This is a genomic window from Anseongella ginsenosidimutans, from assembly GCF_008033235.1.
Classification (GTDB): Bacteria; Bacteroidota; Bacteroidia; order Sphingobacteriales; family Sphingobacteriaceae; genus Anseongella; species Anseongella ginsenosidimutans.
This window is the reverse complement of the sequence record NZ_CP042432.1, coordinates 1047662-1061705: the sequence shown is the minus strand read 5'-3', so window position 1 is coordinate 1061705 and position 14044 is coordinate 1047662. Positions and strand designations below refer to the sequence as shown.

The window sequence follows — 14044 nt, the reverse complement described above, 5'->3', positions numbered from 1 at the left end:
ATGAAAATAAGAGGCAATTACTTCGCTCCGGGCCCGCTGACTGACACAGTAAAAACGTTTCGCAGTACCGCTGCTGTGTCTATTCTCCTGCTCGCGGCTGTTCCCGCGAAGGGACAGGTCCGCATAGATTTTGAAAAATACGAGCCGGTTTCAACCCTGGTCGTACCCGGACACCATGTCAGTAGCGCCGCGTTTCCTTTTGTGGATGTACATAGCCACCAGCGGAACATGGACGCGGACCGGCTGGAAAGCCTTGCACAGGCAATGGATACGCTGAACATGCGTGTGATGGTCAACCTCAGCGGGGGCAGCGGCGAAAGTTTGGCACAGCAAACAACGGCGGTAAAGCAGCATTATCCCGGCCGCTTCCTGGTTTTCGCAAATATTGACTTTGACGGCGTTGGCGAAAAAAACTGGACCGAAAATGCAGTAAAGCAATTGGAAGAAGACGTCCGGAACGGGGCCGCGGGGTTGAAAATATTTAAGAACTTGGGTTTCTCAGTAAGCGACCGGGATGGACGCCGGGTGCCGGTTGACGACCCGCGGCTGGACGCGATATGGGAAAAATGCGGAGAATTGAACATTCCTGTCCTGATCCATACCGCCGATCCGGCGCCCTTCTGGCAGGAAGCCGGCGAGCAGAACGAACGCTGGCTGGAACTGATCACCCATCCCCGCCGGAAGCGGGGGGCGAATGATCCCGCACCCTGGGAGCAGCTGATAGAAGAGCAGCACCGGATGTTCAAAAAGCATCCGAATACCACTTTTATTGCGGCTCACTTCGGCTGGTATGCCAACGATCTGAAAAAACTCGACAGCCTCCTTAACGCCATGCCCAATGTGATGATCGAGTTCGGCGCCGTGATCGCTGAACTGGGGCGGCAGCCCCGAATGGCCCGGCAATTCTTTACGAAGAACCAGGACCGCATCCTGTTCGGAAAAGACAGCTGGGTTCCGGAAGAATACGCTACCTATTTCCGCGTGTTGGAAACGGAGGACGAATATTTCCCTTACCATAAGAAATACCACGCCTTCTGGCGCATGTATGGTCTGGGCCTGGAGGAGAACATCCTTAAAAAAGTGTACTATAAGAATGCCCTGCGGGTCATCCCTGCCCTGGATGAAAGCTTGTTCCCCGAATAAGAAACACCTCCGCGTTGCAATTGCTCAACACGGCGCCAGTACTGTGTTAAGCACTAATCCTCGTAGCTAAATGGGTCCAGTTCCCAAAGGTCATCAAAGCGAAGGCTGGAGCTTCGTCCGGTAGCAATATAACCTCTGTTGCCGATAGCGAAGCCTACCGCAGCCTGGCGGGCAGTTCCTTCAAAATATTCCAGCTGTTCCCAGGTGTCTGCCGAAGGATCATATTCCCAAAGGTCATCCAGGTTGCCGGAACTAAGCCCCGTGCAGAGATAGGCCTTGCCGTCAATCACAAAGGTCACCGTGGATTCCCTGGGGCTTGGAGGATCATAAGCATACTCATCGTCTTCGTCTACCAGGTCCCTCTTTTCTGTCCATACATCCTGCTCCGGGTCGTACTCCCATAATTCATCATTATAGCTACCGTTGTCATTGCCGCTGCCCACATATCCTTTGCCGCCGGCGGTAAAGGCAAAGGCATTATTACGCTTGCTGCCGTTAATGCTTACGCGCTGCTGCCATTCCCCGCTCAAGGGATCGTACTGCCAGAAATCCTTCAGGTAGTTCCCGTCATAGCCCGCTCCTACATATCCTTTTTCCCCGATGGAAAAGGCAACGGCGCCGTACCTGCCGCCGGACGGGAGATCCGCAATCTGCGTCCAAACATCCGTTTCGGGATCGTACTCCCAGAAATCCTTAAAATACTGGTTCCCGTTGTAGCCGGTGCCTACGTATCCTTTGCCGTTTGCGCTAAAGGCGACTGCGGCGCTGCGGGCTTCTCCCGGAAAAACAGCGGAGGGGCGCCAGGTATTTTTGCCCGGATCGTATCGCCAGAAATCAAACAAATAATCGCTGCCGTCAAAGCCAAGCCCTACGTATGCCTGGCCTCCAAGGACAAAGCTCACCGCGCCGCTCCTGGCCAGGCCTTCAAACTCTGAACGCTCCTCCCAGACCCCGCGCACCAGATCCTCGTCATCGGTGCTGCAGGAGCTTAGGCCGGGGAAAATCAGCGCCATGCCTATCAGGCTTAATAAGTTAATTGTTCGCATCATACTCATTTTATGTTATTTTTTCGTTCTTATTGACATGGTATGGGTTCTTCTACCTGCCGGGTGTATAATAAATGACCAGCTGAACTTTATGCTGCTTATGGCGGCTGCTTCCGATGCAAAGCCGGGTAACAGAAGTATACAGATCGTTCATTGCAGGGGACAAGAGCAATTCCGCTTTCTGTCCGCCGTAATTATTCAATAAGTCAGCGAAATATGCTGTCAGGGCGAATTTATAATAGGTTTTATCGGGAAATTCCCGGTCATAATTGAACACACCGGTATAAATGCCGCCCGAAGATTCATCCTGAAGCGGGTAAATAGGCACATTATCTTCATTGGTATAGAAAAGCATGAGGGAAGCCGGAAGGTATTCTTCCGACGTAATGCTCTCCGTGACTGGCCTTATCAGCAATTGAGCGGAATGAACGCTCAGGCTGGAATCCCCTGCCGATTCCAGGAAATCCTTCAGGTAAGGGAAGCTTAATTTGGTCATGATCCCGGTCCCCGCCTGCAGGTAGGTTTGTTCAGACGTGGCGGCTGCAGGAAAAAACGGGCTGCCTGGCCCAAGCCCCTCCAGGGGAGTGCCCTCACGGTCTACCGTAATTTCGTTGAACTGCCGCTCAGGCTGGTAAATAGGAAAATCGGTATACTTATCCCTGATGGTACCGTCGTCTTCCGTTTCCCGGTAATAAAGGCGTACGAAAGCTGTATCCGCGCGGTAACTGATCAGGGCGGCGTCTTCTTCAGGGCTGCCGGCCAGCACCAGGCCCTTAAAATAATTGGAAAAGTCCGCTGGCGAGCTGATGCGGTCGTCATCTTCCGCCGAAAGGCGAAGCCATTCCGCCCCAAGCGCGTCGGGCAGGCGGATGTGCAGCGTATCGGAAGAAGGTTCCACACGCACGCGCAGGGAGGCAAGCGGGCTGGAAGGATCATAGTCAAATTGGCTGGAGCTGTAGAGCTGGGCCCCGCTCAAAAGCCAGGAAACGGGAACACCCTCGGGATTCGCGGGCAATTCCTCCGCTTCGATCTCCTCCTGCAGTTCAAACACATTCAGGGTCTGTAAGGCCGTGGTATCCCCGTAGTAATAACCGGAACAGCGGATTACCAGGGCGATGGAATCAAAGACCACCTCCTTGTTCAGGGCAAAGGATGAAGACTCCGGGCTGATCCTGAAATAAGACCGGGAGGACACTTTTCCCAGCCTGCTGTCGTGGTAGCTTCCTACCAGCATTTCATTGGTATTGGAAGTCGGAACCGGCCCGGCATATACGGTGGAAGTTTCTACGGTAATGGTATCCGTCATCAGCACTCCGGAAATAGCATTATCGTCCAGGCTGATGGAACCAGGATTTTCGCAGGAGTACCAGGGAAGCCCGGGCAAAAGTGAAAGAAGGAGAAGGCTGCGGGTTATTTTCATCGTCCTATATGTATCATTTTCCCCCTGCGTTGGTTTGCGGGGTTCAGCTGTTTATTGATCGCATAGGTAAAACTCAGCATGGCATATCTTCCCAGCGACTCTGTGACGGAGCGCTCGATGTAATTGGCTCCGGCCTGCTGGCTCACGCCCAGATCTTTATCCAGCAGATTATCAACCGAGAGGCGGATCTCCCCGCTCTTATTCTTAAATACATACCTTGAAAGAGAAACATCCAGGAGGGGAATTTCCTGGTTGAATTCACCGGGATGGCTGTTGTACAGTAAATAACCGAAATTCACCTCCAGGCCATAGTTTTCAAAAAAGGAGCAGTTGGCCTGCGCCTGGTATCGCTGGTTAATGAAGAGCTGGTCTTCACCGGATTCAAACCTGTTTTGCTGCCGGCTGATATTTCCGCTCAGCGTCAGGTCCAGTAATTCTCCGGGCCGGTAATTGTAGCGCAGCCCGGCCGAAATTTCCTGCTGGCGGGTCCTGTTTTCCGCCCCGTTCAGCAGGCTTGTGCCTCTCGTGCTGTTCGCACCGGCTGAAAAACCAAGCCGGCTGTTTAATTCGCTCAGCGGAAAGCCAAAATTCGCGTTAGCCCGGAGTTCCACCTGTTCGCCAGCGTTCACCGGCTGGGTAGTCCTGACAAACTGTTCATTTACGGTCTGGGAATAGGAAATAGCATCCGTCATATAATTGAGGTCCAGGAACGTAAAGAAGTGAATAAGGGAAGAGGGATCAAATGTCATGAAATGCAGGCGCGCCTGATGCATGTAGGCCGGGCGCAGATCCGGGTTCCCTTTATAAAGATTCAGCGGATCGCTGTTATCCGTTACCGGCTGCAGCTCTTCAATGGAAGGTTCCCGGAGCCGGGTGCGGTAATCAAATTCCAGGTGCCGGTCGCCCGGGAAATCGTAGCGGAACTGCAGGGAGGGTAAAAAGCTTTGAAAATCCCGGGAAATGACCGTGTCCCGCAGCAGAAGCTCCCCGTTCAGGCGGCTTTGCTGGTAATTCATGCCTGCTGTAATGTGATAGGAATTGCCGTTCAGCTGAAAATTCAAGCCCCCGCGCTGGTACCGGTAATCGCTTTCATATTCACTGCTCAGCAGTTCATTGTATGACGGCGCCTGCGGAGTAATATCCCATACATTTCGGGAAACATCGTTCAGCTGCTGCCTGAGTTCGTAATTAAGCTCCAGGAAGACATTGGCGTTCAGCGGTTCCGTATAGGAAAGCCCGGCGCCTACCAGGCGGCTGCCGGCGGACTCAGAATTATCCTGCCGGATCATTTCCGGGGGAAGGTCGCTTTGCTGGAATTCGCTGAGGGCCTCCAGCTCGCCCTCGCGCCGGCTGTCGCCCAGGCCCAGCGTCATATTGGCGGAAAGGGTCCTCCCTGGTTTCCCGAAGCGGCGCCGGTACAGAAGGTCGGCATTGAGGGCAAGATTATTCCCCTCCGCAAGATTCGTTTGCCGGCTGCTGCTTGCTGTTTCGTTATCCGTACCCAATGTCCGGCTGTCGTTATCGGAACTTGTATGTGTTTGATGATAATTGAAGGAAGCGTTTAGCCGGAATGAGTTACTGGAATCGGGCCGGTAGTCCAGGACAGTGCCGGCGCGGTGCCCGGTATGATCGTTTTGCTGCAATCCGTTTTGCAGGAAACGATAGCTGCCGTCCGGCAGGTAATTAATGCGTTCCAGGGACTGATCAGTCTCATGGTTGAGGTAATCCGCAAAGTAATTCCCGCTCACTTCCAGCTTATTACTGAAAGCGTCCCGGAAATTCACGCCGCCCGCCCAGTTAGTCATCATTCCGTTAACCGCCTGGCCGGTATTCAGCGGAGGCCCTTGCGAGCCGGCTGAAGCGCCGGGCCCTGCCTCCCTTGTCTGGATCCTGAATCCCGGGCCTCCTCCTCGCCTGCCCTGGGGTCCATTTGTAAAGCTTAAGTAATCTCCAATGGAAAAGCCCTGTTCATTCGTGTTATTAGCCATTCCCAGGAAGGACAGCTGCTGGCCCTGGTTGAAACGGTTGATACTCGCGTTGCCGGCGAACCGTTCATCGGTACCGCCTCCGGCAGTAATGCTGCCGAAGGTACTCTTCCGGTAACCTTCCTTTAGCTCCAGGTTAATCGTTTTCTGCTCCTGGCCGTCATCAACACCCGTGAACATGGCTTTGTCAGATTTCTTATCAAATACCTGAACATTATCCACAGCCGCGGCCGGAAGGTTACGGCTGGCGATTTTCGGATCGTCGCCGAAAAATTCTTCCCCATCCACCGTTACCCGGTCCACTTCTTCTCCCTGGGCCCGGATAGTCCCGTCAGCGTCCACTTCCACACCCGGGAGCTTCTTCAGCAGGTCTTCTACCGCGGCATTCGGCCTTGTGCCAAAGGCCCCTGCATTGAATTCCAGGGTATCGTTATGGATGCGCATTGGCAGGCGTTTTCCCTGCACCGTCACGCCTTCCAGTTCCTGGGAAGCTGGTTCAAGCGAAATATTCCGCAGGTCCAGTATCCCGCCGTTTTCCGGCGGCGAAACAGTTTGCGCATAAGGCCTGTAGCCAAGGAAGGTGATCTCCAGCAGGTAAATGCCATACTCCAGGCCCCTGATCCGGAAATTTCCCTTACGGTCACTTAACGCAAAACTTACCAGGGAAGAATCGGCCACAGCGGTTAACTGCACCGCGGCGTTCGGCAAGGGACGCCCCAGTGAATCGCTCAGGCGCCCGGTAATCCCAAACTGCTGCCCGAAGGCAGTACAACTGAAAAACAAAAGCAAGCAGGCAAGGAAGCATTTTTTCATTTTACCGAATTTTCCGGCGCCTCAACGGGGCGCTAAAAGATGGAAGCAAATCTATATGCCTGCCAGGCCGGCTGCGGTTAATGGTCCTTAATGAAATGTTAATTAAGGTTAAAAGTCTGCGGGTTATATAAAGAACGCCTTAACTTTGAAGGAATTAGTTTCAAGTGCTGTGTTACTATTAACTTTTAGCGCTGAATGGGCAGGTCAAAAAACACACTGACGCTTTCAATGATGAGCGGCAGTATCATCCTGGTACTGGTTTTACAGGGCTTCTGGCTGAAAAGCTCCTATAAGAATGCCGTGGAGCAATTTGACAGGGAAACAGGCTTTCTGTTCAGAACTACTGTCATGAGCCTGCAGGATTCGCTGATCCGGGAAAATATTGAAATGATCTCCGCTGACAGCCTGCCCGTCCCTTCTCTCCCGGCCCCCGGCCGCTCCGATACTGTTTTTCCCCGTACCTTTTCACGGTCGGTCCTGAACACAGTTCCTGATTCGGCTACTATCTCCATCATTGTTTCTTCCGCGAAAAGGAGGGGCAATGCCGCTTTTGCCCGGCTTCCGGAAGATCGTGTCAGCGATTACAAAGACTCCGTTACCAGTTACTTCATATTACGGGAGGCTGATTCCCTGCGAATCCGGGATATTGAAAAAGAATATCGGGCAGTACTGGATGAGGCAGGTATTTATATTCCGTTTAAGGTAATCAAAACTCCCTTTGATACGCTAATGAGCGATACAAAGGCGCTGTTCCCGCCCCGGACGCTTTACCTCGGACGCAAAGAAGAAGCCGGCGAACAAATTAAAAGCCATTTGCCCGCAATTCCCGGGTGGCGAAAAGATTCCCCCCGCTTTATCACTCATCATGAAGATGAACGCCTGCCCCGCGCGGAGCATGTATTCCTTCCGCAGACAGGTATTGTTTCAGTACAGTTCGAAAAGGCTGCTTCCCGCTGGCTCCTCCTTGGCGAACTGGCGCCGCAGCTGCTCTTTTCGTTAGTGATGATACTGTTCATAGGCATTTCTTTCTATTTCATGTACCGCAGCCTTCGTATGCAGCAGCGGCTGATGCTGCTGAAAAACGACTTTGTGAGCAATATGACTCATGAACTGAAAACACCGGTAGCCACCGCAAGCGTCGCCATTGAAGCGCTCCGTAGTTTCCGGACGCTTGACGATCCGGAGCGTACCCATGAGTACCTGGAAATAGCCCAGCACGAGCTGAACCGGCTTACTCTGCTAACGGATAATATCCTGAAGGCCGCCATTTTTGAAAGCAAAGGCATCGCGATCCATATAGAAACCTTTGAGTTGAAGGAAGTCGTCGCCCAGGTACTCGCATCTATGAAACTGGTATTTGAAAAGAAGCGGGCATCCGTAACTTTTCATGCCGAAGGAGATGATTTCCGCGCCCGCGGAGGGAAAGCACATATTGTAAATTTATTTTATAACCTGCTTGACAACGCCTTAAAATACAGCCCTGGTGAACCTGAAATAAGCGTACGGTTAAAATGCGTGAAAGACGGCGTTTTGCTGAATATCCGGGATAAGGGCATCGGAATCCCGCCGGAATTCCATAAGAAGGTCTTCGAAAAATTTTTCCGGGTTCCCAGTGGTAATGTACACAATATTAAGGGGCATGGCCTTGGACTGAATTACGTGGCAGGAGTAGTAAAAAGTCACGGCGGAACCATCCGGCTGGATAGCCAGCCCGGCAAGGGAAGCACCTTTATCGTTTATCTGCCAAAGCATTATGAAAAGAACTAAGGTGCTTTACATAGAGGACGAACCTGCGCTGGGCCGGATTGTAAAGGAGAGCCTGGAAAGCCGGGATTTTTCTGTAAGCATGGGAACCGACGGCGGTGAAGCCATTGCCTCGTTCCTGAGAAATAAACCCGATATCTGCGTACTCGACATTATGCTTCCTGAAAAGGACGGCTATACCATTGCCAGGGAGATCCGCCGGATAAGCCCTACGGTTCCGATCATTTTCCTAACGGCAAAAACACAAACCGAAGACCTGCTAAAAGGCTTTGAATCGGGTGGAAACGATTATATTCATAAGCCTTTCAGCATGGAAGAGCTGATTGTCCGGATCAGCAACCTGCTGCAGCTTACCAGCGGCCTTTCCAGCCCTTCGCCCGAAATAATTCCGCTTGGCCAGTACACTTTTTTCCCGCTTCGTTATGAACTGCAAAATGGTGCAGACACCCGCAAACTCTCTTACCGGGAAGCAAACCTGCTGATGATCTTCATGGAAAACCGGAATGCCTTGGTTAAACGAAAAGATATTCTCCTGCGAATCTGGGGAGACGATTCCTTCTTTAATTCCCGCACCCTTGACGTATACATTACCAAGCTTCGCGAATATTTAAGAAAAGACCCCTCGATTGAAATCATTACCGTTAAAGGGGTGGGTTATCATTTTGTGGCCTGACCTTTCCGCCTGTTATTTTTTTAAGTAAAGGATCCCGCTTGCCCTCCTTCAGGGCGTAAGCCCGCAGCTGCCTCCTGCAAAGGCCTTCGGCTACCTGATGCAACCGGTGCAGGCGCCGCAGCAGGATTTCAAGTTCATTTTCATTGATCTCGTAGCTCTGGCGATAACGGGCATCGGAATATCCCCTGAAAAGCAGGTCAAACAGGTGAATTTCTTCGGGCGTGTTCCTTGGAAAGATCGCGGAAGGTTCCATGCTGAAAAGCCGGGTATACCGGAGCAGCTTATTCAGGTTATGCGTGCTGGTATGCAGCCCTGTAAATACCCGTATCATGGCTGAGCAAACCCGTTCAGCCGCCTGGTGCAGCATAAATACGGCATGGCGAAGATCCCGGTTGCCTGCGTAGAACTCCGCCCCATTCAGGAACCTGACGGCATCCTGGTAAAGGAGGTCCCAATCCTGTTCGGCTTTTACCGATTTGTTAGCCGGAATTCCGGCAGGGGTCAGGAAAGGCAGATTTGCCTGCCCGTTACTATACAGCAGGTAACCTTCGCTAAAAACCGTGTGAAAAAACGAGCTTCCCTTCCGGAGGAGGTCCCTGATGATATCCATGCTTCGGACGGTAGCGTTCACATGGGCGTAAGACCGGCAGCGGCTTTCGATAATATCCTGCAGTTCATAATCCTCACGCATTTCTCCCGCCGGCGGAATAACCAGGAGGTCATATTCATATTGATAATTCCCTTCTATGCCCTCAGGGGCGAAACAGCTTTTTATCACCGTGCTGGAGGTGATGCTTCCGATGTAAATAATTGCGCTTACATCCAGTGAGTCGGTAATGATCCTTACCAGGTAGTCTAATTGATCCTGTTGGTTGATCGCGGGCAAATGATTAAACGAAGTATGCATTACAATAGGTTTTTGATTGATAAACGATGTTACGGTAAAGATAACTAAAATTGTTTTATAAGCAATTAAAAAGTACAAATAATCCACCATTCCTTTTTCTGAACAATTTTGAGTATATTGCTTCTTAATTAGCCTTCTCTAGGGATGAATGGGAAAAAGCCCGTCTTTAACCGGATCAAAGCAGTACTGGCCGAAAAGGGGAAGACCAACCTTTGGCTGGCACAAAAGTTGGGGATGAATAAAACCACGGTTTCCAAATGGTGTACGAACAGTATGCAGCCTACGGTGGAAACCCTTTTTGAAGTTGCCCGTGCGCTGAATGCGGATGTAAGGGAACTGCTTGTGCCGTCGAAAAATAAAGGATCGGACCAAACCCTTTAAGGCATCGAAACGTTTTCTCAATTAAAAAAGCCATGAAAAGAATATATCCTGTCCTGAGAATTACCCTGTGTGCCTTGCTCATCGCAGCGGCGTATTTACCGGCCGGCGCGCAGGATATGGACGAAGCGGACGTGAAGGCGCTGATCGAAGACAGAAATTTTGTTTTCAAAGCCCAAATGGCGCTGCCCATGGGGGGCAACAGCAGGTACCTGACCAGTTCCTACGATATGAAGGTTTCCGAAGAACGGGTTATCACCTATCTTCCCTATTTCGGCCGGGCTTACCGGGCCCCTTCCGACCTCACAGGAGGCGGCATTGACTTTGAATCCGAGGATTTTGACTATGCCGTCAAGGAACGAAGAAAAGGAGGCTGGGATGTTAAGATCACGCCGAACGACGCAGAAGATGTCCGGCAGATGTTCCTTACGGTTTCTGAGAACGGCTCTGCTTCCCTGCGTGTAAACAGCGACCGGCGTCAGGCAATTTCGTTCAACGGGTATATCACCGAAAAAGAAAAAAGCAAATCCGGCGAATAAAGAAGGCCCTTTCGAAAGCCGTCCGGGAAACGCTGCCGGTTTCGCCTGTTACAGTGGTTTCACTTCAATATCTTTATAAAATACGGTACTTTCCGGATCATGCCCCTGCAGGGCGAACGTTCCGCTGGAAATCCGGCGGCCGTTTGCCTCCGTTACCTGGGCCACGCTGTCCGGTTCCGTATAATCCACTACCGTTTTGTCATTGATTTTGATAATAATATGCTTCCCCCGGACAATGATATGTTCCGTATACCATTCATTATCTTTTACCAATACATCCTTTACGTCGTCGATTCCGTAAAGGCTGCCGGTTCTCCGCCAGTCCGTATGTGAATTATTCACCTGTACCTCGTAGCCCTTTGAGGGCCAGCCGGAGTCCTGGTAAGCGGTATGAAAATAGATCCCTGAATTGGAGCCATGCGTAGTCATCACTTGCGCGCGGAATTCAAAGTCCTTAAAATCGTGGTCCATTACCGGGCCTACATAAAACAAGTGCGCCCTGGGGCCTGCCACCTTAATCATCCCGTCTTCCACGCTGAAGGTGGCGGGATGTTCGGAAGCTTTCCAGCCCTCCAGAGACTTCCCGTCAAAAAGGCTCGTCCACTCTTCGCCGCCGGCATCCGGAGAAGCCGTATTTTCTGCGGCAGCGTTTTCTTTGTCTCCGGAAGCTTTTTGCTTCGAAGCCGTTGAACAGGAAGACATCAGCGCTGCAGCAGCGCATAGGGTTAGGAGTAATTTCATATCGTGTTTATTTCTTCTGTATAAATATATTAAACTTATTCTAACCTGGCTTGCTTTTCGAAGCGTTGGTTCCTGCAGCGCTGATGCGAAACCAGGAAGCCGCTTATGTTTCCTGCTTCATCCCGGGTAAATTCTACTGTTTGCATAAACCAGGCCGCCCCCTGAAACGTGTCTTTGGCAACCGGCCTGAGTGCTATCTCGCCGTGCCGCCGGTGCCTGGCCATTAATTTCCCTTCGGCGGGAACGATGGTGTAAACCGCCTCCAGTTCTCCGCTTTTGTACCGGCCGCCGAATTCCTGAAGGGCAGCGGCGTCCGGCGCCGGGTAAGCTGCAGGTTCGGCAGCTCTTTCCTGCTTTACAGGTGTTTTCTGCGGCTCAAGCTGGCCGTCAAGATACAGGTCGGCAATATTATATGCCAGGCGGCCCGGATTCGCGGGGCTGTAATTCATCAGGACCACCACCGAAAAGCCCTGCTCCGGGAAATGTAGTAAAAAGGTATTAAAGGAGGCCCAGGAGCCGCTATGGTCTAATATCTTCAGTCCGCGGTATTGCCCTGCCACCAATCCAAAGGCATAGGATATTTGTTTGCCGTTATTTAGGGAGCCTTGCCGGAACATTCGTTCAATTACCCGTTTTCCGCCCACTTCAGGCTCGCTGAAGTTCATCACCCATTTTGCCAGGTCGTCGATACTCGTATAGAGGGAGCTGGAGCCCAGTGCGGTAAGGCCGTTATGTATGGCCAGGAATTTCCCGTTCCCCTGCCGGTGATAACCGTATGCTTTTCCCGGAACCATTTCGGAAGGATCATCATGGAAATGAGTAGATTTCATTCCGAGCGGCTGAAAAATACGTTCATGAGTCCATTCCCGGAACGTTTTACCGCTAACGCGGGCTACCAGTTCCGCCAGCAGGTTGTAGCCCGTATTCGAATAAGTATATTCGGAACCGGGCGGAAAATTGAGGCCCTGCTGGTGATAGGCCATATTGAGGATCTGTTCAAAGGTGATCACATCGTCCATGCGGGAACCCGCCAGGGCCAGCGTTCCGGGCCAGTCCCGGATCCCGCTGGTATGATGCACAAGGTGGCCAACGGTGATCGTATGCCCGAAATCAGGAAGCTCCGGAATATACTTACGGATGTCGTCCTCCAAAGAGATCCGGCCCTCTTCCACCAGCATGGAAATAGCCATCCCGGCAAATTGCTTGGATAAAGAAGCTATGTCAAAAACCGTTGAGGAAGTAATGGGCGCCCGATGCTCCAGGTTGGCCAGGCCATAGCAGCGGCGAAGCAATACATCCCCGTTCCGGACTACCATAACTGCCGCTCCGGGATCATTTGCAGCGTCAATACCGGCAAATAAGCCATCTACTTTAGCTGCCAGTTTAGCCGCCGGATCATTTTCCGCAACCTGTGCAGCGAGGCGCCCGCCTGCGAATTGCAGCAGTAAGAGGAGGACAGCTGATAACGAACTTTTCATATATGCGCTGTGATGGTGCCTGCCAGGCATTGATCTCTATCCCGCCTGGCCGAAAAAGTATAAAAGGATAATCACCAGGGCCACCGCGGCCGACCAGGCAAGTACCGCCCGGGCAGCTGGCCTTTGCCCATTATGTAAAACCCGGATCCCTAAAGGACACATGGCAATACAAAGCCCTGCCGTGGCGATGACAGAAACAACCGTACTGCCTTTAAGCACACCCAGCATAAGCGCTGACATCAGCGCCAGCGCAATAGCGCGGATTAACCCGAGCGTACCGGAGAGATAAGCGCCCGCAGCAAGCAGGATCCAGCCAAGCATAATCGTCCCCGTGAGAACCGATACAATATGGAAGGCTCCGTAGGAACCGGATACCGCGTCTATTGCCGGTTGAAGCCCCTGTACATCAACCAGCTGAAAGGCAAGATGGTCAACTCCTGCGTGAAAGGTCCGGGCAAAAAGCCCGAATAACACGAAAACGCCGCCCCAGATGCCCCAGCCAGGCTTCTTAAGGCCGATCAGGCGCGCCAGCGTAATAACTGCGGGCCATAAAAGAATATTTCCTGCAAGAAAAGCGCTGTATGAAGCAAAGATCAGGGCCGGATGGCTTTCATAGGCTGCCAGCTGGTCCGGGAAGAAAAAAGAAAACTGAATACGCAAAAGTACGCCGGCCAGCAAAAGTACGGGGGCCAGCATCAATGCAAGCCCTCCTACCCAACGGCCGGGAAACCAAAAGTCATTCTCTTTATCCATTATTCTACCCTGAAAATTACTATCTTTCGGTGAGATCAGCAGACAAAAAATGAAAATATTCGGTTTATTTCTCCTGGGGGGCCTGATCCTGGGAGCCTGTGCCGGGGAAAGCAGACGCATTGCCGGCAGCGTTGAACGCCTGGATCCCGGGCTGGACTCCATTATTGGTCCTGACGCCCTTGTGGAAGTTATCGCTGAAGGGTTCAATTGGAGCGAAGGCCCTTTATGGGTGGAAGAAGAAAAAATGCTGTTATTCTCAGATGTTCCGGAAAACATCGTGTATAAATGGACGGCCAAAAAAGGGCTGGAGCCCTACCTTACGCCCTCAGGATATACCGGCAGCCAGCCGCGCGGAGGCGAAACCGGTTCCAACGGATTGCTCCTGACAAGGAAAGGAAAACTAC

12 protein-coding genes and 1 pseudogene are annotated in these 14044 nt (G+C 51.9%); 6 read left to right on the top strand and 7 right to left on the bottom strand.

Annotated elements, in window-relative coordinates:
• Positions 1-1143, top strand: coding sequence for an amidohydrolase family protein (locus tag FRZ59_RS04375; RefSeq protein ID WP_132128100.1), 1143 nt, complete (start codon positions 1-3; stop codon positions 1141-1143).
• Positions 1144-1196: 53 nt separating this feature from the next.
• Here FRZ59_RS04375 and FRZ59_RS04370 read toward each other — a convergent pair whose 3' ends face one another.
• Genes FRZ59_RS04370 through FRZ59_RS04360 form a run of 3 tightly spaced genes read right to left on the bottom strand, consistent with a single transcriptional unit; the run spans position 1197 to position 6407 of the window.
• Entirely contained in the window at positions 1197-2192 is a 996-nt protein-coding gene (locus FRZ59_RS04370; protein WP_207910211.1) for a Kelch repeat-containing protein, read from the bottom strand.
• Positions 2193-2241: 49 nt separating this feature from the next.
• On the bottom strand, positions 2242-3609 hold the full coding sequence (locus FRZ59_RS04365; RefSeq protein ID WP_132128099.1) for a DUF4270 family protein: 1368 nt from the start codon (positions 3607-3609) through the stop codon (positions 2242-2244).
• Positions 3606-6407, bottom strand: a complete 2802-nt coding sequence (locus tag FRZ59_RS04360; RefSeq protein WP_132128098.1) for a TonB-dependent receptor — start codon at positions 6405-6407, stop codon at positions 3606-3608. Before FRZ59_RS04360 ends, FRZ59_RS04365 begins: the two co-directional genes overlap by 4 nt.
• Before the next feature lie 195 nt (positions 6408-6602).
• On the opposite strand from FRZ59_RS04360, the gene FRZ59_RS04355 reads away from it, so the two are divergent.
• On the top strand, positions 6603-8174 hold the full coding sequence (locus FRZ59_RS04355) for a sensor histidine kinase (RefSeq protein WP_132128097.1): 1572 nt from the start codon (positions 6603-6605) through the stop codon (positions 8172-8174).
• Positions 8161-8844 (top strand): response regulator transcription factor, encoded by a 684-nt coding sequence (locus FRZ59_RS04350; protein WP_132128096.1) that lies wholly within the window; start codon positions 8161-8163, stop codon positions 8842-8844. Before FRZ59_RS04355 ends, FRZ59_RS04350 begins: the two co-directional genes overlap by 14 nt.
• Here the strand turns inward: FRZ59_RS04350 and FRZ59_RS04345 are convergent.
• Positions 8813-9751, bottom strand: coding sequence for a HEPN domain-containing protein (locus tag FRZ59_RS04345; RefSeq protein WP_158640527.1), 939 nt, complete (start codon positions 9749-9751; stop codon positions 8813-8815). The genes FRZ59_RS04350 and FRZ59_RS04345 overlap by 32 nt on opposite strands.
• A 144-nt stretch (positions 9752-9895) precedes the next feature.
• On the opposite strand from FRZ59_RS04345, the gene FRZ59_RS04340 reads away from it, so the two are divergent.
• Positions 9896-10132, top strand: coding sequence for a helix-turn-helix transcriptional regulator (locus tag FRZ59_RS04340; protein ID WP_132128094.1), 237 nt, complete (start codon positions 9896-9898; stop codon positions 10130-10132).
• A gap of 32 nt (positions 10133-10164) precedes the next feature.
• The gene (locus tag FRZ59_RS04335) at positions 10165-10668 is read left to right on the top strand and encodes a DUF4251 domain-containing protein (protein ID WP_132128093.1); all 504 of its coding nucleotides are present in this window, start codon (positions 10165-10167) and stop codon (positions 10666-10668) included.
• Positions 10669-10716: 48 nt separating this feature from the next.
• On the opposite strand, the gene FRZ59_RS04330 is transcribed toward FRZ59_RS04335, so the two are convergent.
• Genes FRZ59_RS04330 through FRZ59_RS04320 form a run of 3 tightly spaced genes read right to left on the bottom strand, consistent with a single transcriptional unit; the run spans position 10717 to position 13640 of the window.
• Complete coding sequence (locus FRZ59_RS04330; protein WP_132128092.1) at positions 10717-11409, bottom strand: 3-keto-disaccharide hydrolase; 693 nt, start codon at positions 11407-11409, stop codon at positions 10717-10719.
• Positions 11410-11444: 35 nt separating this feature from the next.
• Complete coding sequence (locus tag FRZ59_RS04325; RefSeq protein ID WP_158640526.1) at positions 11445-12887, bottom strand: serine hydrolase domain-containing protein; 1443 nt, start codon at positions 12885-12887, stop codon at positions 11445-11447.
• A gap of 36 nt (positions 12888-12923) precedes the next feature.
• Positions 12924-13640, bottom strand: coding sequence for a hypothetical protein (locus tag FRZ59_RS04320; protein ID WP_207910210.1), 717 nt, complete (start codon positions 13638-13640; stop codon positions 12924-12926).
• A gap of 49 nt (positions 13641-13689) precedes the next feature.
• On the opposite strand from FRZ59_RS04320, the pseudogene FRZ59_RS19870 reads away from it, so the two are divergent.
• A pseudogene (locus FRZ59_RS19870) lies at positions 13690-14013 on the top strand (hypothetical protein); the annotation flags it as partial.
• Positions 14014-14044: the final 31 nt, after the last annotated feature.